A 26,215-nucleotide genomic window follows, 5' to 3' on the forward strand; every position below is an offset into this window, starting at 1 on the left:
TCACCCCGCGGAGCAACGCCAGGAGCTCCTCCCCTCGGTTCGTTTGACGTAGCGCTTCTTCGATCTCGATGTCGCGAGAAGTCACGAGGTCGCAGAGGTGTTGTTCGAGCGACTGCATACCGAGATCGCGACCCGTGGAGATGACGTTACGAAGCTGATGGCTCTTTCCGTCCCTGATGAGGGCACGAACGGCATCGTTCGTCACCAGCACCTCTGCGGCGACGCGCCGGCTTCGTGCCGCGCGGCAACGCACCAAGCGTTGGCAGAGGACGCCTAAGAGTACGTTAGCAAGAGTGCTTCGAACCGCTCGCTGCTCCGCCGCATCGAACGCATCGACGATGCGGTCGACCGTCTGCGGGGCTTCGCCGGTGTGCAACGTGGTTAAAACCAGGTGCCCCGTTTCGGCGGCGAGTAACGCCGCACGCATCGTCGCCGCATCGCGCATTTCGCCGATCAGGATGACGTCCGGGTCGCTGCGCAGCGATGCAAGCACGGCATCCGCGCAATTCGCAACGTCCCTGCCCACCTGTCGCTGCGTCACCAACGATTCCTTTCCGCGATATCGGAACTCGATCGGGTCCTCAACGCAAATAATCCGGCGTTTACCCATGGCACTCAAATACCGAATGGCGCCCGCTAACGACGTCGATTTTCCACTTCCGGTCGGGCCGGCAAAAATCAGCAAGCCGTGAGTTTTGTTGAGGAGCTGCCGAACGATCTCCGGCAGGCATAAGGAGTCGAGCGTCGGCACCTCATTGGGGAGCAAGCGAAACGCAAGCGATGTCCCTGCGTCGGTCGTACTCGCGTGCAAGCGTAGCGTTCCGATATCCGGGTAATCTACGGTCACGGTTATATCCGCGTCGTGCGCCAGACGCGTACGCTGCCCCTGATCCATCGCCAAACGCAACATCTCGCCGATCTCGGCTGAGGTCACGGGGCTGCTTCCAAGGAGCGCGAGCTCCCCGCCGACGCGAATAGCCGGAACCAGCCCCGTAGCGATGTGCACGTCGGACGCGCATCGGTCCTTCGCGACACGCAACGATTCCCATAGCCGCAGCGACGCGAATGCTCCGCCCTCTACGCTCACGAGCCGAGAACCCGATGCACCTCATCGATGCTGGTTTCGCCGGCTGCTATGCGTTGGGCGGCGTGCGCGATCATCGGGCTGAAGCCCTCTTCAAGAGCTAACGCGCATAGATCGGCGGACGATCCTTCCGTACCGATCCGAGCGCGCATCTCATCGCTGATGCGCAAACCTTCGAAGACGGCGATACGTCCGCGATATCCGCTGAACGCACAATCGATACAACCACCTGCGTCGAACACCGGTGCGGGCCCCACGTTCAAGGCGGCGCGCTCATCCGTCGTGGCAACGCGCGGTACTTTGCACGTTTCGCACAGCCGCCGCAGAAGGCGCTGGGCAATAATACCGGTTAGGCCGGCGGCGATCGTATGTCTCGGGATGCCAAGTTCGAGTAACCGTTCGATGGTACGCGGTGCGTCGCTGCTGTGAAGGCTGGTCATCACCAATTGTCCCGATAGCGCGGCAGACATTGCGACGCCGGCGGTCTCCTTGTCGCGCATCTCGCCGACCATGATAACGTCCGGGTCTTGCCTCAGGAAAGACCGTAACGCGAGAGCAAACGTAAGGCCGGCGCGTGCGTTGACTTGCACTTGAACGACATCCGCGATACGCGCTTCAACGGGATCCTCGACGGAGCAGAGGTGTTCTCGCGCGCCGCCGCGTTCCGCTAAAGACGCATAGAGCGTCGTCGTCTTACCGCTCCCCGTGGGCCCGCAGACGACGATGAGGCCAAAGGGCGCGTGCACCATCTCGCGATATCGCGCGTACAAGGAATGCGGGAGCCCCAGTTCCGAGAGCCTCGGAAGGTTCGAGCGCATGTCCAGCAATCGAACGACGAGCTTTTCGCCGAGCACCGTCGGCATCGAAGATACGCGAGCATCGAAAGCCCCGCGTTCGTGATCGATTTGGTAGTGGCCGTCCTGGGGCTGGCGTTTGTCGGCGATGTCCATCCCGGCCAGGAGCTTGATCCGCGAAACGATCTGCCCAAAGAGCGTCGTCGGGACCGATCCGAGCTCGGAGAGGGCACCGTCGATCCTGGCGCGCAGCCGTCCGCCCGAAAGGGTCGGCTCGAGGTGCATGTCCGAGGCCCTGCGGCTGATGCACAGGCGGTGCATCTCGTCGACCGCGCGGATGGCCGGCGGGTCGAGCTCCCCGGCTGCCATCCGCTCTCCCGCCCCCGGGGGTAACAAAGACTGGGCCCCCTGCAATAGCGCCACACCCACCTCACTGTAGCATCACACGAGCAGCATTGCCGGCGGTCGCCTTAGCAAGCGAGCGTCGGTTTGCTACTTATGCCATAGATATCGCGAAACCGCAATACGGTCGAGGCCAAGGACGCCTTAATGTCCTAGGTTTCTTTTTTGTGGGTACTTCGGCCGGCCCCGGTCTGGGCTTTTATCGGGTCCCGGCTAAGCTCCCGGGAACCTCGATCTCGGCCCGCATCTGGACCCAGCCGCGGAAGTTCGCGTGGAAGTCCGTGTCGGCGGCGGCCATCGCGACGTGCTCGAATGGGCTCAAGTGCCGATCGGTACGCAAGCGTTCGCAGAGTTCGATGTCTTTTTCGATGTCGCGTTTGCCGTCGTGGGTGAGATACGAAACGCGCGCGCATCGGGCCGCGCTGATCTTCTTTCGCGTCTCGATATCCAGCGTCTGCTCGTCGCTTTGCACCAGCGGCAGGTGCCACTCGCCGTTCGCAATCGTCGTCGGGGTGCTGGCGCGCATCGCCTCGCGCATCAGTTCGGCGGCGACGCGAATCTCGGGCTGCGCGTTGGGCGAACAGCGCAGTTCGAAGAAATTCTCCCACTCCGTCGCGGTAACGATCACCGTATGCCACATGAACGGCTCGAGCAATCGATTGATGATCTGTTTGTGCACGCGAAAGGCCTGCATCTCTTTCACGCGAGCGATCGCATCGTGCATCGCCGCCAGCCACACGCCTTTTGCGCGCTCGGCGTCCTCGTCGGTCAGCTCTTCTCCCGCCGACATGCCCTGCTGGTTGCGGCCCCACTCCACCGGCAGCACCGGGTCGTTCAGCACGCGTTCGAGTAACTTGTTGGTCGGAATCGCACGGCTGCTCGCGCTATTGCGCGAGAACGTGCGATGCGTGTTGAACTCGGATAAGACAAAGCGGGGGAAGGTCACCTGCAGCGTGGTGAGCCGCACCCCCGCCGGGCTTTGCGAATCCAGTAATACGCGCGCGTCAAAGCCCATGGTTGAAGCTTAGCCGCGATAGCGTAGGAAAGCGGGCACTTCGATGTCGTCCATGTTCACCGGCGAGATCGTTTCGAGTTTGCCGGTATCGAACGCAAGGCCGCTGCTCGCGCCGCGATAGGCGCGCGGTGCGCCGAAGCCGGCTGCCAGCACGGTCACGCGCACGCGTCCGCTCATGTTCGGATCGATCGATGCGCCGAAGATGATCTGCGCGTCCGAATCCACCGCACGGCTGATCATCTCTGCCGCTTCGTTCACTTCGTACATCGCCATATCCGGGCCGCCGGTGATGTTGAAGATCACGCCGCGCGCGCCTTCGATCGTGGTCTCGAGCAGCGGCGATGCGATCGCCTTTTGCGCGGCGTCGGCGGCGCGATGCTCGCCCGAGCCTTCGCCGATGCCCATCATCGCCGAACCCGCATCGGTCATAATCGTTTTGACGTCGGCGAAATCGAGGTTGATGAGGCCCGGCTGCGTGATCAGGTCGCTGATGCCTTGAATGCCTTGGCGCAGCACGTCATCGGCGTACGCGAAGGCTTCGTTCAACGGCGTGCGCTTTTCGATCACTTGCAGAATGCGCTCGTTGGGAATCGTGATCAGCGTATCGACTTTAGCTTCGAGCTCGGCGATGCCATGCTCGGCAATTTGCATGCGCTTGCGGCCTTCGAACGCGAACGGCTTGGTGACGACCGCGATCGTGAGCGCGCCGGATTCGCGGGCGAGTTCGGCAATCACCGGCGCGGCGCCGGTGCCGGTGCCGCCGCCCATACCGGCGGTAATGAAAACGAGGTCGGCGCCGTCGAGCAGCAGCGAGAGATCCTCGCGCGATTCTTCGGCGGCTTCGCGGCCAAGCGTTGGGTTTGCGCCGGCTCCCAAACCGCGCGTCATGCCGGTGCCGATCTGCACCGTATTCTCGGTCTGCGCGTTGCGCAGCGCCTGGACGTCGGAGTTGATCGAAAAGAATTCGACGCCGGAGAGGCCGGCTTCGATCATGCGATTGATGGCATTGCAACCGCCGCCTCCGATACCGATCACCTTGATCGTTGCGGCGTGCTCGGGAACGTAACGTCGTGAGTCGGCCATGTCGTGATGCTCCTGCGAAGAGAACAGTGCTAATTGATCCTGGGGTTGCCCCGTCGTGCCGCGCACGCCGGGCGGGTCGCGATCTAGTTCCACAGCTCCACGAGCCACTTGCGGAGTTTTGCGAAGAGCGAGGCCGCGCCGCGCCGCGCACCCTCGCTCGGTTCGTATTCGCCGTTTGCGCCGAACAGCACCAAACCGATCGCCGTCGAGAATTGCGGCATGGTAATGGCGTCGGTCAGCCCGCCGATGCCCGAGGGCGTACCGATGCGCACCGGCAATCCGAACACATCCTCGGCGATCGGCGCGATACCCGGCAGCAACGCGCCGCCGCCGGTTAATACCACTTCGCCCAATACCAAATCGCGCGGGACGTTTTCGACGATCTTCTGCTTGGCCATGCGCAGCGTTTCGAGCACGCGCGGTACCACGATCGCCTTGAGCTGCTGGGTGGTGAGTTCCTTACTCGTACGTCCGTCGAGCGTGCGTACGGTAAACGTTTGCGCGCCGTCTTCGATGCCGGCGCCGAATTGTTTTTTCACTTCTTCCGCCTCGGCAAGCGAGGTTTTCAAGCCGAGCGAGACGTCGTTGGTGAGGATGTTGCCGCCGACCGGAACCGTCGCCGTGTAGATCGCGCTTCCGAGCGAGTACACCGCGATGTCGCTGGTGCCGCCGCCGATATCGAGCAGCACGACCCCGACCTGCTTCTCCTCGGGCACCAGCGTCGCCGCGGAGCTGGCCAACGGTTCGAAGACCAAGCCGACCGATTCGAGCCCGGCGCGATGCACGCACTTGAGCACGTTGGTGATGAACGTGGTGCCGCCCGTGACGATGTGCGTATCGACTTCCAGCCTGCCGCCGGCCATGCCGACCGGGTCCTCGACGCCTTCCTGGCCGTCCACCGTGAAGTATCGGGGCAGGGCATGGATGATCTGCCGATCGGCGGGCAGATTGATGATCTTGCTGGCCTCCACCACGCGGCGCACGTCGGCCGAGCCGACCTCGCGGTCTTCGCTGATGGTCGCCACGACCGCCCGGTTGTTGGTGCTGCGAATATGCTCGCCGGTGATGCCGACAAACACCTCGGAAACGTGGACTCCGGCCATCCGCTCGGCCTTCTCCGTGGCGGCCTCGATCGATTTGATCGTGGCCTCCAAATCGACGACGACGCCTTTGCGCATCCCCAGCGACGGGGCTTCGCCGAAGCCGACGATTTCGAGCCCGTTCGGGCCTTCCACGGCAACGACCGCACACGTCTTGGTCGTGCCGATATCGAGCCCACAAACGGTCTCGTGCTTCATCCGATACTCACCTACAATGCCTAGTCGCGTTAACCGCTATATATTGGGGCCGCCTCCGCTAAACCCTACTAGGGATGGGAGATCATTCCGCGTTGCGCTGGGGGTTGGCGAGGGCTGGCGCAACTCCTTGAGGACAACCTGTGGAGCACTTGCGAACAATCCAAATCGGACGGCTCGCTTACCTTAGGCTTACAATGGGATAAAGGTTGGAGCCCTCTAGGCCGATTATCCCATGGATATGAATCGACGCCGCACGAGTCTCGAGCGTGGGCTCACGATGGCTTTTGGCCTCGTGATCTTCGTGATGCTCCTCAACCTTCCGGTCATGCTTTGGGCGATGCAGGGCATCACCAGCCAAGCGCAAGTCATCCACGACACGATCGTCAAGGGCCAGCTGGCGTACGCCAAAGTGGCGGCCGACGCCGACAGCTTGCGCGCCGCAACGCTCGAAGCGGCGACCAACCCGGATGCCGCGCGCGCCGCGACGCAGCTCACGCTCGCGAAGACGCTCGTGAAGCAATTTCCGGAAGACGCGCGTAAGATGGTCGCGATCTTCTGCCCGCAGAGCACGGCTAAAGGCGCGGCTGCCGCAAGCGGCGATGCAACCGCCGACTGCTCGCAACGCAAAGATTCAATCGGCAAGCTCGTCGACCAGTTCAACACCAGCGCGAGCGCGTTCGATTTTCAAGCGCTCTCCGCGGTGAGCTTGCTGCAACAAAATAATCGCGCCGGCGCGCTCCAACAGATCAACGGGCCGTCCTCGGCCGCGTACGAAAAACAGAGCGCCGACGGCCAAGCGATGCTCAACGATTTGAGCACCCTTGCGGATTCGCGGTTTAACGATCTCCTTCGCGCGCGTAATCTCGGCCTCGGCGTCCTCATCGCAGGAGCGATTGCGGCCCTCCTGATTGCGGTCGGCTCGATGACGTGGTTGCGCAGAATGATGCTGCGCAGCATCGGCCGTTGCGTCGAAGTGTTCGAAGCGATGGGTAACGGCGATCTCTCGAAACGCGTCAATTGGAGCGGGCGCGACTTGCTCGGGCGCTTGGGCCAAGGCGTCGACGAACTCGGCGATCGCCTCTCAGCCATGATCTTACAGATCCAACGCGCTTCATTCACGGTGCAGACCGCCTCGCAGCAGAGCAATCACATCGCGGTCGAAGTGGAGAACCGCGTTAAGGAAGAGCTCGCGGCGCTCTCCGAGGCGCTCACCTATTCGGGCGATCTCGCCAGCGCTTCGGGGACGGTTGCCGATAACGCCGAGGCGGTCGCGCGCCGCGTCTCCGATATCTCCAGTGCGGTCGCACAGATGACCGCATCGATCCAAGAGATGGATCAGAATCTGCTCAATCTCGCGACCGTCGTCGAACAGGCCGTCGCCAACACGCAAGAGATGTCGGCGTCCATCGTGCAAGTCGCCGGAAATGCCGATCGCGTGCGCTCCGAATCGAATGTTACCGACCAGCAAGTCCGCGAGGGTCGCAACGAAGTCCTCGCGCTCTCAAAGGGCATGGGTTCGATTAGCGATACCGTCCGCGACGTCGTCACCGAAATGCAGAGCCTGGACGGCGCGTCGCGACAGATCGGCGAGATTCTCGGGCTGATCGAAGAGATTGCCGACCAAACGAACCTCTTGGCGCTCAACGCCGCGATCGAGGCGGCCCGCGCGGGCGAACACGGCCGCGGCTTCGCGGTCGTCGCCGACGAAGTGCGCAAACTGGCCGAGAACTCCGCCAGCTCGACCAAGCAGATCGGCCAGCTCGTCGCCGACATCCAGAAGCGCACGACCGCGGTGCTCGACCGGACGGCCCGTGCAAATACTTTGGTGCAGAGCAACGCCGAGTCGGCTCGAAGCGTTACCTCAATGATCGAAGCGATCAGCACGCGCGTCACCGAAGTCGCGCAGTTGGTCAGCGAGATTAGCGTGGCAACTACCGAACAGGCGCGAGCCTCGGAGGAATTGGCCAAGGCTAGCGAACAGATGGGCGCGATGACGCATGAGGCCGCGGCGACGATGCGCGAACAGGCGATAACGTCGAATCAAATCCTCGAAAGCGTCTCGGAAATCGAGAATCGGACCGCTCAGGTGGCGCGGGCATCCACCGAACAGCAGACGGCCATCGGCGCCCTTGGTACGCGTATCAAGCGGTCGAGCGATCTCGGAAGCAAGAACTCCGAGGCGATCGCCGGGATGGCGTCCAGTTCGGACGAAGTCCACTCCCAGGCCACCTCTCTGCGCGAGCTGGTCGGGCAATTCGATACCGGCGCGCAGGCCGAATTCGGAGATTCGGAAAAAAACACGCGCCAGGCCCTGGAAGACCCCGGGGCAATTGCGCTATCATCTTAGGCTACCGATCCTTCTCGTTGGAGTAACCGTGCAAAAGAACATCGCCATCTTATCCCTCGCGGCTGCCTGCCTGCTGCCGACCGCGGCCCTCGCAGCAACGATCGACGCTTCGTTGATTCCGGACGGCACCTATACCGTCAAGGTCGAGAAGATCGTGGATTCCAAACACATCACCGTGGCTATGGACAACGGGGCGGAAACGACCCTGGAAGCCGGCCGCCCAACGGTCGATTTCAGCAAGATCAAGCCAAACGATCAAATCAAGTGCTCGATCATCAAGGGCGCCGTTGTCGTTTATCTGGACATGAACGCTCACTAGCAGAGTTCATGCCGACCGGAGCGAGGGGCAGCCGAAGGGCCGCCCCTCGCTTTTTTACGCCCTCGCTCCTACTTGTAAATGACGACCGGCGTGGTGGGCGCACGAAGATCGAGCGCCGCGATCGGCCGATGCGAGCGCGATACTTGCGCCACGATGGGATCGATCAGCGAGATCTTTGCGGCGAAGTTTCGCGGCCCTCCGAGCTTCACGTCGATGCCGTTGCGGAGCACGATCACGAGTTCCCCAAAGCGATCGTAGCGCAATTCGCGCGTTACCACGTTCGCACGCGCCAGCGCGAGCGCGTCGTCCCGAAGCCGCATGACGCCGGCATCCGTCACGAAGGTCCCCGGCGTTAGGGACTGCGGCGTGCGGATGAGGATGATGGGGAGCGACGGGCTCGCATCGCCCGGCGCCAGCACCCGCAGGGCGCTATCGACGATTGCGTGTCCTTGCGGCGAAACCAGTGTGGCGAACGGCTCTCGCTCCTGCACGACAACCGTGATGTCGGAGGGCAGCGAGCGGTGTACGGCCGCGCTCAGGATATAGGGAATCGCCTCGACGCGTGCGTCCATCCGCGCCGTATTCTGCAGCCACACGTTCTGACGCGGCGCAATCGCCGCGCGATTGAGGATATCGGCCGTACTCACCACGCGATTCCCAACCACGGCCGTCGCATGCGGATAGAACCCGGGCCACGATGCCAGGGCGAACCCACCGGCGGAAGCGGCCAAGATCAGCGCTACCGTCGCGATCCAGAAGCGGCGCAACCGCGCTGCGGCCGAACGCTTGTGACGCCGGGTGGGTTTGGGCCGATTAACGCCCACGTGCGGACGCCTCGCCGCTCAGCATCGCGTGTTGGATCGCTTCAACCACGCCGTCGTTTTCGACGTCGTCGACGACGATATCGGCAACGGCCAGCAATTCCGGCGGCGCGGAGCCCATCGCGATCCCGAGCCCGGCGGCGCGTAACAGCGGTGCATCGTTCCACGAATCGCCGACGGCGATGACGTCGCTCATGTCGAATCCCAGCCGCGCCGCGACGAATCGCAGCGCGTCACCCTTATCGACGCGAGGATTCAAGAACTCGACGAATTCCGGATAACTGCGCGTGACGTACGCACGGCCATCCAGAAGTTCGCGCATGCGCTCCGCGAAGAGTTTTGCAGCCTCGCCGTCGGCGACGACGACGGCCTTGGTGGCGTCGCTCTGCGCAAACGCGTCCTCAAGCGACGCGACGATCACCGGTTCGACCCCCGCCAGTTGCGCGTACATATCGGAGAAACGATTGCTCGCTTCGCTATAATACACATCGTTGCGGTAGAGCTGTACGTACAGCCCCGCGCGTTTTGCTTGCGAGACGACCTCCAATGCGGCCGCGTTTGCGAGCGGCATATCGCGCAACACCTCGTCGGTGTTTGGATCGACGATCGCAGCCCCTTGATAGCAGACGATGGGTGCGTCGAACTCCAGTTGACGCGCAAATCCAACTGCAGCGCGATACATCCTTCCGGTCACCAGCATTCCGACGCATCCGGCCGACCGCATCTCCGCGATGGCATCGCGGACGCGCCTCGCGATCACCCCGTCCCGCCCCACCAGCGTACCGTCGATGTCGAACGCAACCAGTTTCGGTACGGCAGCGCTCACTGGCCGCTCCGCATCCGCGCGGTCTGCGCGTGTTGCGAAAGCCCTTCGAATTCAGCCAGGGCCGCCAGCGGCGCCGCGTCCGCGGTCATGCGTTCGCGGCTATTCTCGACCACGGAGAACGTCCGCACGAAATCGGAGAGCGCGAGCCCCGACGAAAAGCGCGCGGCGCCCGACGTTGGTAGGACGTGATTCGTGCCTGCGAGATAATCGCCGCAGGCGACGGGCGTCATGTCGCCGACAAAAACTGCGCCGGCCTTGCGAACGAACGGCAGATATCCCGACGCATCGCGCACCTGCAGCGAGAGATGCTCGGGTGCAAAGCGCTCGACCACCTCGAAGACCTCTCGGCGAGACGCGGCGTGAATCAAAAAGCACGAGCGCTCGATCACCCGAGCGATGATCTCCCCGCGCGGGAGCGTTCCGACATCCAGCATATCGAGCAACTGCGCGACCGCATCGAGCAAGGAACGGGACTCCGAAACCACGGCGACGCGAGCGAGCGGGTCGTGCTCTGCCTGCGCGAGCAACTCTCCCACGACGAACTCGCTGCTCGCGCCCTCATCCGCTACGACCAGCACCTCGGATGGGCCGGCCAAGCCGTCAATGGCGCAAACGCCATAAACCGAGCGCTTCGCCTCGGTCACCCACACGTTCCCGGGTCCCACGATTTTCTCCACCGGCGCGATCGACTCGGTGCCGTATGCGGCGGCCGCGATCGCATGCGCGCCTCCGACGGCGTAGAGTTCGTCGACGTCGCATAGGCTGCACGCATACAGCACCGCGGGGTGGACGCGCCCGTCGCGTTGCGGCGGCGTCAACACGATGACGCGGCCGACCCCGGCAATTTTCGCGGGCACGACGCCCATGATGACCGATGAGGGTAAGGCCGCGGAACCGCCCGGAACGTACGCGGCGACCGCGTCGAGGGGCCGGTAGCAGAATCCGTACGTCGTTCCGTCCGCTTCGGTATAGCGGATATCTTCGCGTCGCTGATGCGAATGGAAGCTCGCAACGCGCTGCTTCGCGAGTGCCAGGGCGTCCGCAATCTCGGGCGGTACCAGGGTGCGCGCCCGATCGTGCATCGGTATCGGGACGCGTAATTTCGAGATATCGAACGACGGGTCGTCGAACCGCCGCGCGTACTCGATCAGGGCCGCATCGCCCCGGCTCCGCACGTCCGCCAAGATCGCGGAAACAGAGAAAGTGACGCTGGGATCCGGTTGCCATCCCGAACGATAGAGCGCGGAGAGCCGAGCGCGGTCGCTCGCGAGCAGGACGTTCATGCTTTCTGGTGGCTCCCTTCCAAGCGCTGGACGAGGCCGAGCAGCGCATCGTATTTCGCGCGAAATCGCACCGGATTCACGACCAATCGTGCCGAGGATGTCGCGATTTCGTCGACGATCACCATGTCGTGCTCGCGCAGCGTGTTTCCGGTCGCAACCAGATCCACGATCACGTCCGCAAGGCCGACGAGCGGTGCGAGTTCGACGGAGCCGTGCAACGCGATGATTTCGCACGGAAGGTCGCGATCCGAAAAATAGTTCTGAGCGGAGCGCTTGAATTTTGTCGCCACGCGCAGAAACGTAGGATACCGCTCACCTTCGTGATACCGGTCCTGGCGCCGCGCGGCCACAACGAGCCGACAAGCCCCGAAGTGCAAGTCGGCAAGCTCGCTCACCGATCGATCCGTCTCCCACAGCGTATCTTTTCCGACGATGCCGCAGTCGGCAGCGCCGAACTCCACGTAAGCCGGCACGTCGGTTGGGCGCAGCAGCAGCAACTCGGCCTGCCCGTCGTCGGTGAACACCGTCAAGCGCCGTCCGACGCGGGTCGGTACGGCGATGCCCGCATCGCGTAAGCGCTCCGCCGCTTCGTCGTACATGCTCCCCTTCGGTAGAGCGATCACCAAGGGTTGGTTCATGGCCGTTCTCCGAGGCCGATCTCTTCGACCTTATCGCCGTTAGCGATGATGACGCGCGGAATCTCCTTGTGTCGCGCGTAGGCCAGCAACGCTTCGCGGTCCAGGCCGCGCACGTCGATGCGCACGCGTAAACCCTTCGCCCGTTCCCTACGCCCGATCACCACCGAGCCGCTGACGAGCACGTCGACATCGTTGCGCGGCCGCTCGGTTTCACGCCGGCGTTCGAGCGCCAAAAGAATGCGCTCGACGCCGACCATCCAACCGACGGCCGCAACGTCGTACCCGAATCGCGGAAGCAACGAATCGTAACGTCCGCCGCCGCACAGCGAGAATCCAAGATCGTCGATATACCCCTCGAAGACGAACCCGGTGTAGTACTCCAAATCCCCCAGCAACGCAAAATCCAGTTTGATCCGTTCGCGGTAGCCCAACTCCTGTGCCAATGCAAGAATCGATTCGATCCGCGCGAGCCCCGCTCGCGAGGAAGGCGTCGTGCACAGCGGACGCAGACGCTCGATCGCATCCCGGTCCCCGCGCAACGTTGAAAGCCGGACGATGTCTTCGCCGAAGGCGCGCAGTGCCACGAGGTTCCGTTCGGTGAGCAGTTCCTTGCAGCGCACGAAGTCGGCACCGCTCAACCCGAGTTCCGCCAGGACACCGTCAACGATCGAGGAGTCGTTGATGTCGAATCGCGCATCGCCGAGGCCCACCGCGTCCAGCGTTTCGATCGCCATGAACAGCGCTTCGGCATCCGCGCCGGCTTCGGCCGCTCCGATAAGTTCGGCGCCCGCCTGCGTAAATTCGCGCATCCGGCCGAGTTGCGGTTCTTCGTAACGAAATGCCGACGCCACGTACGAGAGTCGCAGCGGAAGCGACGCACCGCGCATGCGCGATGAAACCAAACGAGCGATCGGCGTCGTCATCTCCGTTCGCAGCGCGAGCGACTGTCCGAGCGGGTCGGCAAAACGAAACGTCTGTTGCATCAGGCGTTCGCCCAGACCGCGCTCGAGCACTTCGTAGCTCTCGAACGTCGGCGTGAGCACCTCGGTGTACGACCAGCGGCGAAACACGTCTCGGATGCGTTCCTGAACGTCGCGCTTGAAGGCGTACTCCTGCGGTAACCAGTCGCGTACGCCGGGCGGCAGCCTCATGGCGAGCCCTCGCGGACGCCATGCGGCCCGAAAATCCGCTCGAGTTCTCCCTTGAACGCGGCATCCGCGGCCACCGCGCGCGGTAAACGCTGCGATTGTTCTCCAACGTGCATGACCAGCGCCACCTCGCCCGGCCACTCCTCGACCAAGACCGCAAGGCGATCGATTTGCGAGCGCTCCTTCACCTCGACGTGCCATCCGCGGGCGGGTGGAGCGGCGGGCGCACGGGCCGGAGGTTCGAACGGCATGACTTCGTTCGCGCTGACCGAGAGTTCGATCGGCGGTTCCTCGCCCGGCGTGCTGCCGGGGCGCTCGCGCAAACGCAGGCGGCCCCTGACCACCAGGATCGCATCGGGCACGAAGAGATGCTGCACGGCTTGATACATCTTCGAAAATACGACGATATCGCTGCTCCCGGTCGTATCTTCGATCTGCGCGATAAGGATTTGCGCGCCGGCCTTGGTCATGGTCCGGCGCACGTTGGTGACGATGCCGGCGATGGTGATCGCCATATCGTCATCGGCGTTGCGCAGATCCTTGACCAACGTGGCGCCCTGACGCAACAGCACGTCCTGAACCTCGGCCAGGGGGTGCCCCGAAACAAAGATCCCAAGCGTTTCGCGCTCCCACGCCAACGTTTCGCGAGTGCTCGGCGGCGCGAGCATCGGGAGCGTGGGCACGAGTGACGGCGCGTGCTCGCTGGCATCGCCGAATAGCGACACCTGGCCGAGCTCGGCTTCGCGCGTCGCATGAGCCGCCAAATCGAGCGCGCCTTCGAGCGCCGCGAGCTTCTGAGCGCGATTCCCCGGAAGCTGATCCAGCGCGCCGCACTTGATCAACGCTTCGAAGACGCGGCGGTTCACCAATTTACCGTCGACGCGTTTTGCCAAGTCGAATAGATCGATGAAGCGTCCATCCGCGTCGCGCGCGGCGATGATGCTCCGCACGGCACCCTCCCCGACGCCCTTTACCGCGGCAAGGCCAAAGCGAATGCCGTCGCCGACCACCGCGAAATCCACCAGCGATTCGTTGACGTCCGGCGGCATAACGGTGATGCCGATTTTCTTGGCCTCTTCGAGATACTCCACCATCTTGTCGGTCTTATCTTTGACCGACGTCATCAGCGCGCTCAAATACGGGAGCGGGTGATTCGCCTTGAGATACGCCGTTTGATACGATATCCACGCGTATGCGGCGGCGTGCGATTTATTGAAACCATATCCTGCGAAGGGCTCGATGAAGGCGAAGATTTGTTCGGCCAACTCTCGCGTGGTTCCCGAAAGCGCCATGGAACCGCTGATGAATTTCTCGCGGTACACCGGGATCTTGTCCTTCTGCTTCTTCCCCATCACCTTGCGCAGTTCGTCGGCTTCGCCCATCGTGAAACCGGCGACGTCGCGCGCGATTTGCATGACTTGCTCTTGATAGCACGCGATCGAATGCGTCTCGGCCAAAATCGGTTCGAGTTTCGGATGAAGGTACGTCGGCTTGGTGCGTCCGTGTTTATTGCTGATGTACTGCGGGATCCAATCCATCGGCCCCGGGCGATAGAGCGCTACTAAGGCGATGATGTCCTCGAAGCGCGACGGTTTGAGCTCGGTGCAGACGCGTTTCATCCCGTCGGACTCGAGCTGAAAGACGCCCATCGTTTCGCCCCGCCCGAGCATGTCGTAGGTGCGGCGATCGTCGTCGGGAATCTTCGCAAGGTCGAAATCCGGCCGTGCGATGCGCCGAATCTCCTTGACCGCATTGTTCATGACCGTGAGATTGCGCAGGCCCAAGAAATCCATCTTGAGCAAGCCGATTTTTTCCACCCAGACCATATCGTACTGCGTGTTGACGCCGCCGTCGTTGAACTTGACCAGGGGCGCGTAGTCGATCAACGGCCCGGCCGAGATGACAACGCCGGCCGCATGCGTACCGGCATTGCGCGCGAGGCCCTCGATGTCTTTGGCGGTATCGAGCAACTTGCGCGTCTGGGGGCTGGAAGCATACATGAGTTTGAGGTCGGGAATCTGCTCGAGGGCTTCGGCGATCGAGAGGCCGCCCGGGCCCGACGGGACCAATTTTGCAATGCGATCGACCTCGGGTAACGGGACGCCCAAGGCTCGCCCGGCGTCGCGAATGGCGGCCCGCGCGGCCATCGTTCCGAACGTGACGATCTGCGCTACCCGGTCCTTGCCGTATTTTTCAGTGACGTACGCGATCACTTCGTCGCGGCGCTCGACGCAAAAATCCGTGTCGATGTCGGGCATCGAGATACGATCTGGATTGAGAAAACGCTCGAAGAACAGATTGAACTTCAACGGGTCCAAATCGGTAATCTTCAAGCAATAGGCGACCAGCGATCCGACCGCGGAGCCACGGCCCGGGCCCACCGGAATGTCGTGATCGCGGGCGTACTTGATAAAATCCCACACGATCAAGAAATATGAAGCGAAGCCCATCTTCACGATGACGTCGAGTTCGTAGTCCAGGCGCGTCCGTAGCGTCTGGTCGCTCGCCGCTCGCTCGGCACCGTAGCGCTCGATCAACCCGGTCTCACAGATCTCGGCGAGGTAGGATTCGGCCGTAAGTTCGCGCTCGGGAGTCGGCTGCGGCACCGGATACTGCGGCAGATGAAAGATTTTCTCGGGAATCTTGATGTCGATGCGGTTCGCGATTTTGACCGTGTTGTCGCAGGCCTCGGGAAGATCTTTCCAGAGTTCGCGCATCTCTTCGTTGGATTTGACATAAAACTGGTCGGAGTAGAACTTCATGCGGCTCGTATCCGAGACCGTCTTGCCCGTACCGATGCACAGCAGCACGTCGTGCGCCGGAGCGTCACGTTGGTCGAGGTAATGCGAATCGTTGGTCGCGACGATCGGAATGTTCAACTGCCGAGCGACTTTCACGAGGCCCGTATTGATGATGTCTTCCTCGGGCATGCCGTGGCGCATCACCTCGATGTAGAACCGATCGCCGAAGATCTCGACGAACGTCTTGGCGTTTTTTACCGACGTCTCGTAGTCGTTCTTCAATAACGGCGACGCGACCAACCCGGACATGCAGCCCGAGAGCACGATCAAGCCGTCGTTGTGCTCGGCCAGCAGATCGAGATCGATCCGCGGCTTGTAGTAGTACCCCTCCAGAAAGCCCTTGGAAATCAGGGCCGTGAGGTTCCTATAGCCTATAAGGTCGGCCGCAAGCAGCGTTACGTGGGCCTCGTCGCGAACGCTTCGGTCGAATCGGCCGCGGGGCGCGATATACGCTTCGCAGCCAACGATCGGCGTGAGCTTCGCATCGCGGGCGGCGTAGTAAAACTCCATCGCCCCGTACATAACGCCGTGATCCGTAAGGGCCACGGCAGGAGCCCCATTCTGGGCCGTACGCTGGCAGAGCCGATCGACCCGGCAGGCGCCGTCGAGCAGAGAGTACTCGGAGTGAACGTGGAGGTGAACGAACTGACTCAACCTAGCCCCTATGGCAGACGCTTGACAATCCAAGCCTAAAGTGTGAACGAAATCGTGACGTTACCTTAATCGATGGGCGCCAACCTGTCGGATGACCCTGGCCTTGGTTCGGCCGCCGATCTCATAACGGAGATAGAGCGGCTGCGGCTTCGTGTTGCCATGGTCGAGGCCGAGCGAGATGAGTACGCCCAACAGAATGCGGAACTCTTCGTTCTCCAACAAGTCTTCTCCACCATCAACTCCACCTTGGAGATCAACGACATCCTCTCGATGGTGCTCCGCGGCGTCGTGGAAGCCCTCAAATTCAAGCGCGTGATCCTCTTCGACGTGATCGAGGGCGGCGCCGTCGTTCGGCGACTCGAGTCCGACTTTAACGGCAACGTCGTGCACTCTCTCGATCCCCGAGAGTACCGCCAAGGTTCCACGCTTCACGATGTCGCGCACGGCGATCTGCAACTCGCCTACGGCGGCGCCGACGATGCCGATGCACCCTTGGCCGAGGGGCGAGGCTCGTATTGCGTGGCGCCGCTCGTCGCGCGCGACGTGGTACGCGGGATGCTATATGCCGACGATCCGCCGGGCGAAGAGATTACCGAGAACCAATTGCGCGTGATGCTCGATTTCGCTTCGCAGGCGGCGATCGCGGTCGAGAACGCGCGACTGTACGAGGAAACGCGCCGTCTGCTCGAAGAGACCCAGCGCTTGGCGCACACCGACAGTTTGACCGGCATCCCCAACCGCCGAGCGCTCAACGAAATGCTCGACCGCGAGCTCCACACCTCCGAGCGTTACGACACGCCCTTCGCGTTTATCATTCTCGATCTGGACGACCTCAAAAAAATCAACGACTCGGGCGGACACAGCCTGGGCGATCTCGCGCTCAAGCGCTTCGCGCAAGTGCTGAAAAAGAGCGCCCGTAAGGGCGACATCATCGCTCGCTATGCCGGCGATGAGTTCGTGCTGGTCATGGCACAGAGCGACCGCTCGCAGACCGTTCAGGGGGTCGAGCGCATCATGGCCTCGCTGCGGCGCAACGGGCTGGCGTCCTCGATCGGGGTCGCGATGTTCCCATCCGACGGCATCGACGGCCAGACGCTCTTCTTCGCCGCCGACGAAGCCCTGTACAAAGCCAAGCAAGCGGGTAAAAATCAGTACCGGTTTTACGAGCGCAACCTCAAGGCCCAGGGCCTCCCCGCCCCCGGCGAGCTCGGCGCCCAGGACGCATAGACGCGCCTTCCCTACCATTGTCGTGGGGGTCACCAATCTGGGAATAGTATAAAGAAGCAAAGGTCCTAGTGCGGTCTCGGGTCTCCCGAGCTCCGTTCCATTTCCGGGAAAGGCACATGTGATCAAGCACGACGTAGTCGTTATTGGCGGCGGATTAGCCGGTATGCGCGCGGCGGTTGAAGCCGCCGAAGCAGGCGCCGATGTCGCCATCGTCTCCAAGATGCATCCGGTCCGCAGCCACTCCGGCGCTGCCCAGGGTGGCATCAATGCGGCGCTCGGTAATCGCGAAGAAGACTCCCCAGCGGCGCATGCGTTCGATACGATCAAAGGCTCGGACTATTTAGCCGATCAAGACGCGGCCGAGGCCATGTGCGAGGATGCACCCAAGCAAATCATCTGGCTCGAACACCGCGGCTGCATCTTCTCCCGCCTACCCGACGGACGAATCGCGCAGCGCCCCTTCGGCGGCGCCGGATCGCCGCGCACCTGCTACTCAGCCGACGTTACGGGGCTGGTGATCCTTCACACCCTCTGGGAGCAGCTCGAGCGTTTCGGCGTCAAAGTCTACGAAGAGTACTTCTGCACGGCGCTGGCCATCGAAGACGGCGTTGGGGCCGGGGTCGTCGCGTACAACATGCGAAACGGCGAACTCGAACTCATCACCGCGAAGGCAACCATTTTCGCAACCGGCGGCGCGGGGCGCATGTACCTCAAAACCACGAACGGATATGCCTCGACCGCCGACGGCATGGGCATCGCCTATAAGGCCGGCATCCCGCTCATGGACATGGAGTTCATGCAGTTCCATCCGACGACGCTAAAAGAAAACGGCGTCCTCATGACCGAAGGCGCGCGCGGCGAGGGCGGCTACCTGCTCAACTCCGAGGGCGAGCGGTTCATGTTCAAGTACGCTCCGAATAAGGGCGAACTGGCCTCACGCGACGTCGTTTCACGCGCCGAATGGACCGAGATCCTCGAAGGCCGCGGCGTCAACGGCTGCGTGCTGCTGGATCTGCGGCACCTCGGCCGCGAGAAAATCCTCGAACGCCTCCCGCAAATTCGCGAACTGGCGCTCGACGCAACCGGCCTGGATGCGATCGAAACGCCGATCCCGATTCTTCCCGGCGCGCACTACACGATGGGCGGCATCGAAACCAACAAGTGGGGCGACTGCCGCGTGCCCGGCGTCTATGCCGCGGGCGAAGCCGCATGCGTCAGCGTGCACGGCGCGAATCGGTTGGGCGGAAATTCGCTGCTCGAGACGATCGTCTTCGGCGCGCGCGCTGCGAAGCACGCCGTCGAATACATCAAAACGGCACCGGACGTCAAACCCTCAACGCGAACGCTTCAAGCCGAAAAGGACCGCATCCACGAGTTGCTTTCGCGCACCAGCGGAACGCGGGCCCCGCAACTCCGCCACGCCATGAACGTAACGATGAGCGAGAACACGTTCATCTTCCGCGACGAACAGGGCCTCACCAAAGCGGTCGATGAACTGACGCGCATTCGCAAAGAATTCGATGCCGGCGTCTACGTCATGGACAAATCGACGACGTTTAACACCGATCTGGTCTCTACGCTCGAGACCGATTTCCTCATCGACGCATCGCTCACGCTTGCGACCGGAGCGCTGAGTCGTCGCGAATCGCGCGGGGCGCAATCGCGGACCGACTTCCCCGAGCGCGACGACGCGAACTGGATGAAGCACACATTGGCATGGCGTCAAGACGACGGAACCCCACGCCTCGATTACTCGCGCGGCGTGACGATCACTCAATTCGATCCGCAAGTGAGAACGTATTAAAAAGATGGCACAGATTAAACTCGACATCTTTCGCTTCGACGAAGCGACCGACACCGTCCCTCATCGCGATATCGTCGAAGTCGACATCCCGGAAACCACGACCGTTCTCGACGCCCTCGAGTACGCGAAGGCCGAGATCGACGGATCGATCAGCTTCCGCCGTTCGTGCCGCTCCGCAATCTGCGGCTCATGCTCGATGAACATCAACGGCGTCACGGGCCTCGCATGCAAGACCCCGTGCAACACGGTGATGAACGACGAAGGGGTCGTCAAAGTCGACCCGATGCCGAATTTCCAGCCCATGAAAGACATGGTCGTGCATATGGACCCGTTCTGGGACAAATATGCGCGTCTGAAGCCCTACCTTCAGGCGAAGGACAAAGACAGCGACCACGCCACCGAGCGTCGCGTCTCGCCCGACGACATGAAGAAGCTCGTCGACGTGGCGAACTGCATCATGTGTGCGACCTGTTACGCGCTCTGCCCGGTCGTGAGCGTCGATCCGGCGTTTGCCGGGCCGGCCGCCATCGCCTACGCCTATCGCTTTATCGAAGACGTTCGCGACGCCAAGCGCACCGAACGCATCGCGCAGATATCCGAAGACTACCTGTGGCTCTGCGCGCACTGCTATGCATGCTCGTACTGCCCCAAACACGTCGATCCGAACGATCGCATCATCGACGTCAAGCGCGCGGCGATCACGGACAAGGTGATGCTCGACGAGCGCGGCCCGCGCCATGCGCTGGTCGTCGCTAAGACGATCAAGCAAACCGGCATGCTCGCCGAGACCGAGGTCATCCTCGGTACGGTCGGCCGCTTCAACGTCCGCGGTCTGCTCAAAGTCACGCCGCTTGCCTTGCGTATGGTCGCCCGCGGCAAGCTGACGCCGGTTGAGATGGCCGTTGGAGGAACCGCGCCCATGCTGGGGCTTGCCTCCATGAAGCCGATTCCAAAGGTCGACGAAGTCCGTACTATTTTCGAGTCGCTGGAGGTCCCGGTTTAACTCATGTCTACTGCCATTCTTCCCGAAGACCGGCCGCTCGCGTCGCATAAGGCGACGCGCTCGCGTGAAACCAAACGTTACGGTTTCTTTCCCGGCTGCGTCGCCAAAGAATCGTGCAAGGAGCTGTTCAATTCGACCATGCTCCTGGCCGATAAGCTCGGCATCGAGTTGATCGAGTTGACCGCAGCTTCGTGCTGCGGCGCCTCGGTCGTCAACGATGTCAACCGCGACGTCGCCCGCGTGCTCAATGCCCGCACGTACGCTCAGGCCGAAGCTTTGGGCTTGGACGACGTCATCACGATCTGTTCGACCTGCACCGGCCACATGCGCGCGGCCAATAAAGAGCTCCTCGAGAGCGAAGAGCGCATGGATCAGGCCAACGCGATCCTCGGAAAGTTCGGCACGAAGTATCATGGCGAAGTGGTCGTACGCCATCTGCTGTGGATGCTGATCGACGACATCGGATTGGACAATCTGCGCAGCATGGTGGTGCGCCCGCTGAACGGCCTGAAGGTCGCGCCCTTCTACGGATGCCACATCATCCGTCCCGAAAGCGTCAACGGCTGGGAATCCGCACGTAATCCGCACTCGCTCGAGGACGTGATCGAGGCGATCGGCGGCGAAGCGGTCGATTACGCCGGCAAGACGCGGTGCTGCGGCTTCCACATCCAACTCGAGAAAGATAACGTCGCGTCGTCGATGGTCGGACAGAACATGCGCATGGCCAAGGATAGCGGCGCCGAAGCCGTGATCACGCCCTGCCCGCTCTGCCACCTCGCGCTCGACGGTTATCAGCAAGACTCCGCCGCTCGATGGGGCCGTACGGACTTGCCGACCTTCCACCTCCCGCAGCTCGTCGCGTTCGCGCTCGGCGTACCGCCGGAGAAGCTAGGCCTGAACAAGCACTTGATCGACCCGCGCGCCATCATGGTGGAACGCGAACTGATCAGCTAAGCATTCGGAATGCCCGAAATGAAGATGGCGTGCCCGTTTTGGGCACGCCATCTTCATTTCTTGACGATGATCGGGAGGGCTCGATCGTATGCGGGCGGCATGATCTCGCGGTGACCGATCGGAAGGCCATGCGAACGATCTACGGTGCTTGCGCCGTCCTTGGTACCGCGCTATTCGCATGCGCGCTGGTACGTTTCGCCGATTGGACCTACGGCGCCGATACCGGCACGTTCTATCAGGTGGTGCTGCACGCGTGGAGCGGTATGCGCGACGGCCCGGAGCATGCGACCCACTGGAAGTTTCATAGCTCTCCGACCCTGGCCGTGCTGTGGCCGCTGGTTGCTGCGCTGCCTTCGCAACTCACCTTGCAGGTAGTGGCGATCGTCGCCACGCTCGCGTGCGGTCCGCTCGTGTATGTATACGCCCGTGCGCGCACCGGCACCGACGTCGCGCTGCGCTTGGCGCTCGTCGCCCTTCTCTACCCGGCGTTGCTTTCGATCGCATTCGAGGAATTTCACGAGCTCGTCCTCTTTCCGGCCCTGGTGCTCGGCGGGGCGATCGCGCTCGATCGCCGGCGCTACGGCTGGTATGCGCTATGGGCCGCGCTCGCGATCGGCGTTCGCGAAGACGTGAGCCTGGAACTAGCGGTCATCATGCTCGGCCTCGGGATCTACTGGTGGAAGCGCGATCGGGCGCGCTCCGTCTGCGCGCTGGCGACCGCAACCGGTTCGGCCGCTGTCCTGGGCATCTATTACGGGATCGTCATCCCACACGTGGGCGGGTGGCAGCCAAGCCATTTCTACGTGTATCCGTTCGCATCGTCGCCGCTAGGGGTGCTTGCCTCGATCGTCACGGCGCCGGCGGACCTTCTTCGCGCCACGGTAACCTTCGGACGCTTCACGTATCTCCTCGAAGCGTTCGTACCGCTGCTGGTATTGCCGTTTCGCTCGTGGGTGCTGCTGTGCAGCGTACCGGGGTTCGGCATCGTGCTGCTCGCCAATTCGGGCGAAGTTTGGCGTATGGGCGAGCACTATGCGGCGCTCTGGATTCCGTTCGTGCTGCTGGCCACGGTCGCCGCGTGCGCATCGCTCGCGCGCAAAAACCCCGCACGCGCGAAGCGCTGGCTCGACGCGAGCATCGCCGTATGCGCTCTCGCGCTGCTCGCAACCAATCCGATGCACCCCCTCCACTATCTACGTCCGGGCTACCGCGATCTGGCCGACGCCCGGCGCGCGCTCGCGTGCATTCCGCGGGATGCCGAAGTCGATACGCACGACGAATGGTACTCCGCGATCGTAGCCGCATATCCGCGGGCAACCATCGGCGATCTCTCCGCGCCATACGCGCTGTTTGCAAGCGATTATCCCAATCGTGCGTTCGCGACGCAGATCGCGCCGCAGATAGCCGCCTTGGTGAAACGCGGCATCCTGGTCCCGATCTGCACGTACGGCTCCGTTAGGGCGTACCGCCGTACCCCTGACGGAGCCCCGCCCTCGCCGTCGAATCTCGTGCCATGACCGCTACCGCCTCCGCCGACCCGATCGATCTCCAGCTCCAGGCGCTCCACGAAGGGGCGAAGCGCTGGACGACGCTCCCAACCTCCGAGCGCATCCGCCTGCTGGTCGCCATGCGCGAACGGACGGCCGCCGAAGCCGAGCGATGGGCCACGGCCGCCGCGCAAGCCAAGGGCCTCACGGGAACGCCGCTCGCCGGCGAAGAGTGGATCAGCGGCCCGTGGGCGCTGCTCTACGCGCTCAATCGGTACATCCAGACCCTCGAGCAGATCGAGCGACACGGTTCGCCGGCGCTCGCGCCGTCGCGCGTACGTACGCGAGCAGACGGGCAAGTTGTGGCCGACGTCTTCCCCGAGAGCCTCTGGGACGCGCTGTTGCTCAGCGGCGTGCGCGCCGAAGTATGGATGCAGGGCGGGGTTACCGGCGAGAATCTTGCCGAAACGATGGGCGTTTGGTATCGCTCGCCGGAGCGGACGCCGCACGTTTGTTTGGTGCTTGGCGCCGGCAACATCGCTTCGATCCCGCCGCTCGACGTGCTCTATAAACTCCTGGCCGACGGATCGGTCTGCATCCTAAAGATGAATCCCGTCAACGCCTACCTCGGACCGATTTTTGAGGACATTTTCTCCCCGCTCGTAGACGGCGGCTTCGTCCGCTTTGCCTACGGCGGCGCGGAAGTCGGCCGCTATCTCTGCGAACACGCGCTCGTCGACGAAATCCACATCACCGGAAGCGACAAGACGCACGACGTTATCGTCTTCGGCAGCGAAGAGACGGCCAAACGCAAGGCCGAAAATCGCCCCGTTCTCAACAAACCGATTACCAGTGAATTAGGAAACGTCAGCCCGACGATCGTGGTCCCCGGGCCGTGGACCGACGCCGATTTTCGCTTCCAGGCCGAGAATATCGTCACCCAAAAACTCCATAACGGCGGATTCAACTGCATCGCGTCGCAGGTCTTGATTCTTCCCGAGGATTGGGACGGAACCGCGAAACTCGTCGCCGAGATCGAAGCGCTCCTCGCGCGTCTTCCGGACCGCCCCGCATACTACCCCGGAGCCGCGGCCAGACGAGATCGCCTCAGCACGGGACACACGATCGTGCGCGAATTCGGCCGCTCGGACGAGACGTTTACCGCGCGCACGATGGTGTGCGCCAGCTCCGGCGATCCGGACGACATCGTTTTCGGTACCGAGGCGTTCTCCAGCCTCCTGGCCTATACGGCCATCGAAGGCGCGACGGATGCATACCTGGAACGCGCGGTAGCCTTCGCCAACGAGACGCTGTGGGGCACGCTGGGCGCCAACCTGATCGTTCATCCAAAGACGATGCGCGAACACGCCGCCGCGTGCGACAAGGCGATCGCGGCCCTGCGGTACGGCTGCGTCGCGGTCAATGCATGGACGGGTGTCGGCTTTCTGCTCACCCAAACCACCTGGGGAGCCTTCCCCGGACATACGATCGACGACGTTCGCAGCGGCATCGGCGTCGTCCACAACAGCCACCTCTTCTCCCGCGCGCAGAAGTCGGTCGTCTACGCGCCGTTCGCGCCCTTCCCGCGAAGCCTCGCCGGTTACGGCGGAGCGCTCCTGCCCAAGCCGCCATGGTTCGTCACGAACCGAAAGGCCGACAGTATCGGGCGCGCGCTCTGCCGGTTCGAGGCCCATCCGAGCGCGCTCGGAGCCGCAACCGTCGCGCTATTAGCCATGCAAGGCTAACGCGCGAACGATCGCCTTAGGGGCGGGGCTTACGCCGCTCCGGTTGCCGCAACCCGACGATCACGAAAGCGATAATACCGGCAATTAACAGGGCGTTCATCGTGTGTCTCCTCGTGAAACGCGCGCTCGGCGCAGTTGTGCCGCTACGGCGCGGCCGATCTGTTCCGCATCGAATCCAAGCGCGCGCGCCTGCGCGACGAATCGCTCGGCGAGCTCTGCGAGCTTGGTGCGGTGAACGGAGATGTCGCGGGATCCGCCGCCCGTAACGTAGGTCCCCAGGCCGCGCGCGACGCGCAGGACGCCATCGCGTTCCAGCTCCGCATAAGCCCGGTTTACGGTATTAGGATTGATCGCAAGCTGGCTTGCCAGTTCGCGAACCGCCGGCATACGATCGCCGCGGTGCAGTCGTCCGCGAGCAACCGCATGAAGAATTTGCTCCCGGAGTTGCTGGTAGACCGGCAACGCGGAACGATCGTCCAGATAGAGATCGCTCGTCTTCAATACCGCCATCTCGCGCCTTCGTATTTAGCCATGCGTGTCCTAGTGTCTTAGTGTCCTAATACACCAGGACTATACGACAACGAGAAGCGGGCGTCAAGCCCTGCCGTCAAAGCCTTGTGGTCAGCACTTGTGATGGCTTGTATGCTCGCGCCTGGGAGCAAAAGCACGATGCCCGCGCGATGCCTACCGCGTTAGGGGAACCGTTCGTCAGCGCGCATCCTGCGCGCTTCCTACTCGTATGTTTTTGTGCAACATTCACAGGAAGTTCGACATCCTGTCGATTGCACAAAAATCACACGTTCCCCTAACGCGGTAGGCATCGCGCGGGCACCGTGCTTTCCGCTTACGTGCGGGCGTTCGAACGGGCGTGGTTAAGTGGCGTTAGCCTCGATCGCGTATCGTAGCACGTCGCGGTGCCGCGCGCGCACGACTCGGTCAAATCGCATGCCGACGCGGTATGCGAGTGCGACCGAGCGCGCGTCCGCGAGATCCACTGCAACGTATATGCGTCGCACGTGAAGTTGAGAGAACGCGTAGCCGACGACCGCGCGAACGGCTTCGGTCGCATACCCGTGGCCCCAATCGCCGCGGGCGAGCACCCACGAAAGTTCGGTATCACCCCATGGCGACGGCGCAATGCCGAATGCGCCGACGATGCGGCGCTCGCTTTTGAGAATCGCCGGCCAAACGCCGGCTTCAGCCCCTTCGCTCGAGTGCATGAGGGCCTCTATCCACGCGGGAATCGCATCGTGCGCGACCGCTCCGCCCGGGACGAAACGCATGACCTCGCTGTCGCCGTAGATGGCGAACGCCGCTTCCGCGTCGCCGGGCATCCACGTACGCAACGCCAGACGCTCCGTCTCGATAAAGCTCATCGCACCGCGTGGGCGGCACGCAGCATATCGAGCACGCGCTGGTCGGGCAGACCGTACACCGTGACGCCGCGGCGCCCGGTCATCGTTTTCGCTTCGAAGAGGGCGT

Annotated in this window: 21 protein-coding genes; 8 read left to right on the forward strand and 13 right to left on the reverse strand. The window is 62.7% G+C overall.

Features of this window, described 5'->3' with window-relative positions:
• From VMW12_12885 to ftsA, 5 genes are all read right to left on the reverse strand, one after another.
• Positions 1–1,087: PilT/PilU family type 4a pilus ATPase (locus VMW12_12885; protein HUZ50614.1), on the reverse strand; the 1,087-nt coding region annotated here is incomplete at its 3' end.
• Positions 1,084–2,247, reverse strand: coding sequence for a GspE/PulE family protein (locus tag VMW12_12890; GenBank protein HUZ50615.1), 1,164 nt, complete (start codon positions 2,245–2,247; stop codon positions 1,084–1,086). The genes VMW12_12885 and VMW12_12890, both read right to left, overlap by 4 nt.
• A 232-nt stretch (positions 2,248–2,479) precedes the next feature.
• Complete coding sequence (locus VMW12_12895; GenBank protein HUZ50616.1) at positions 2,480–3,295, reverse strand: FAD-dependent thymidylate synthase; 816 nt, start codon at positions 3,293–3,295, stop codon at positions 2,480–2,482.
• Between the two features lie 9 nt (positions 3,296–3,304).
• Positions 3,305–4,378: a cell division protein FtsZ gene (ftsZ, locus tag VMW12_12900; GenBank protein HUZ50617.1), complete on the reverse strand. Its 1,074-nt coding sequence runs from the start codon at positions 4,376–4,378 to the stop codon at positions 3,305–3,307.
• A gap of 83 nt (positions 4,379–4,461) precedes the next feature.
• A complete protein-coding gene (ftsA, locus tag VMW12_12905; protein ID HUZ50618.1) occupies positions 4,462–5,676 on the reverse strand; it encodes a cell division protein FtsA in 1,215 nt (404 codons plus the stop codon).
• Between the two features lie 238 nt (positions 5,677–5,914).
• On the opposite strand from ftsA, the gene VMW12_12910 reads away from it, so the two are divergent.
• Positions 5,915–8,023, forward strand: a complete 2,109-nt coding sequence (locus VMW12_12910) for a HAMP domain-containing methyl-accepting chemotaxis protein (protein ID HUZ50619.1) — start codon at positions 5,915–5,917, stop codon at positions 8,021–8,023.
• 28 nt (positions 8,024–8,051) lie between these two features.
• Entirely contained in the window at positions 8,052–8,342 is a 291-nt protein-coding gene (locus VMW12_12915) for a hypothetical protein (GenBank protein HUZ50620.1), read from the forward strand.
• A gap of 68 nt (positions 8,343–8,410) precedes the next feature.
• Here the strand turns inward: VMW12_12915 and VMW12_12920 are convergent, their stop codons facing one another.
• The 6 genes from VMW12_12920 to dnaE are packed head-to-tail and all read right to left on the reverse strand — an operon-like array spanning position 8,411 to position 16,513.
• On the reverse strand, positions 8,411–9,166 hold the full coding sequence (locus tag VMW12_12920) for an FtsQ-type POTRA domain-containing protein (GenBank protein HUZ50621.1): 756 nt from the start codon (positions 9,164–9,166) through the stop codon (positions 8,411–8,413).
• Complete coding sequence (locus VMW12_12925; protein ID HUZ50622.1) at positions 9,156–9,989, reverse strand: Cof-type HAD-IIB family hydrolase; 834 nt, start codon at positions 9,987–9,989, stop codon at positions 9,156–9,158. The genes VMW12_12920 and VMW12_12925 overlap by 11 nt, the downstream gene beginning before the upstream one ends.
• Positions 9,986–11,272 (reverse strand): histidinol dehydrogenase, encoded by a 1,287-nt coding sequence (gene hisD, locus VMW12_12930; GenBank protein ID HUZ50623.1) that lies wholly within the window; start codon positions 11,270–11,272, stop codon positions 9,986–9,988. The genes VMW12_12925 and hisD overlap by 4 nt, the downstream gene beginning before the upstream one ends.
• Complete coding sequence (hisG, locus tag VMW12_12935; protein HUZ50624.1) at positions 11,269–11,910, reverse strand: ATP phosphoribosyltransferase; 642 nt, start codon at positions 11,908–11,910, stop codon at positions 11,269–11,271. The genes hisD and hisG overlap by 4 nt, the downstream gene beginning before the upstream one ends.
• Positions 11,907–13,061 (reverse strand): ATP phosphoribosyltransferase regulatory subunit, encoded by a 1,155-nt coding sequence (gene hisZ / locus VMW12_12940; GenBank protein HUZ50625.1) that lies wholly within the window; start codon positions 13,059–13,061, stop codon positions 11,907–11,909. The genes hisG and hisZ overlap by 4 nt, the downstream gene beginning before the upstream one ends.
• Entirely contained in the window at positions 13,058–16,513 is a 3,456-nt protein-coding gene (gene dnaE, locus VMW12_12945) for a DNA polymerase III subunit alpha (protein HUZ50626.1), read from the reverse strand. The genes hisZ and dnaE overlap by 4 nt, the downstream gene beginning before the upstream one ends.
• Before the next feature lie 159 nt (positions 16,514–16,672).
• Here dnaE and VMW12_12950 point away from each other — a divergent pair, with 159 nt between their 5' ends.
• The 6 genes from VMW12_12950 (at position 16,673) to VMW12_12975 (ending at position 24,733) form a co-directional block, all read left to right on the forward strand.
• On the forward strand, positions 16,673–17,740 hold the full coding sequence (locus VMW12_12950) for a GGDEF domain-containing protein (GenBank protein ID HUZ50627.1): 1,068 nt from the start codon (positions 16,673–16,675) through the stop codon (positions 17,738–17,740).
• Positions 17,741–17,858: 118 nt separating this feature from the next.
• Complete coding sequence (locus VMW12_12955; protein HUZ50628.1) at positions 17,859–19,544, forward strand: FAD-dependent oxidoreductase; 1,686 nt, start codon at positions 17,859–17,861, stop codon at positions 19,542–19,544.
• Between the two features lie 4 nt (positions 19,545–19,548).
• Positions 19,549–20,547, forward strand: a complete 999-nt coding sequence (locus tag VMW12_12960; GenBank protein HUZ50629.1) for a succinate dehydrogenase/fumarate reductase iron-sulfur subunit — start codon at positions 19,549–19,551, stop codon at positions 20,545–20,547.
• Positions 20,548–20,550: 3 nt separating this feature from the next.
• Positions 20,551–21,501, forward strand: a complete 951-nt coding sequence (locus tag VMW12_12965) for a CoB--CoM heterodisulfide reductase iron-sulfur subunit B family protein (protein ID HUZ50630.1) — start codon at positions 20,551–20,553, stop codon at positions 21,499–21,501.
• Positions 21,502–21,611: 110 nt separating this feature from the next.
• Positions 21,612–23,018 carry a DUF2079 domain-containing protein gene (locus VMW12_12970; GenBank protein HUZ50631.1) on the forward strand — a complete coding sequence of 469 codons (1,407 nt, stop codon included), beginning with the start codon at positions 21,612–21,614 and terminating at the stop codon, positions 23,016–23,018.
• Positions 23,015–24,733: an aldehyde dehydrogenase family protein gene (locus VMW12_12975; protein ID HUZ50632.1), complete on the forward strand. Its 1,719-nt coding sequence runs from the start codon at positions 23,015–23,017 to the stop codon at positions 24,731–24,733. Before VMW12_12970 ends, VMW12_12975 begins: the two co-directional genes overlap by 4 nt.
• Before the next feature lie 96 nt (positions 24,734–24,829).
• Here VMW12_12975 and VMW12_12980 read toward each other — a convergent pair whose 3' ends face one another.
• A complete protein-coding gene (locus VMW12_12980) occupies positions 24,830–25,243 on the reverse strand; it encodes a GntR family transcriptional regulator (protein ID HUZ50633.1) in 414 nt (137 codons plus the stop codon).
• Positions 25,244–25,605: 362 nt separating this feature from the next.
• Positions 25,606–26,109 (reverse strand): GNAT family N-acetyltransferase, encoded by a 504-nt coding sequence (locus VMW12_12985; protein HUZ50634.1) that lies wholly within the window; start codon positions 26,107–26,109, stop codon positions 25,606–25,608.
• Positions 26,110–26,215 lie beyond the last annotated feature (106 nt).

Source organism: Candidatus Dormiibacterota bacterium, assembly GCA_035532835.1.
In the GTDB taxonomy this organism is placed as follows: Bacteria; Vulcanimicrobiota; Vulcanimicrobiia; order Vulcanimicrobiales; family Vulcanimicrobiaceae; genus DAHUXY01.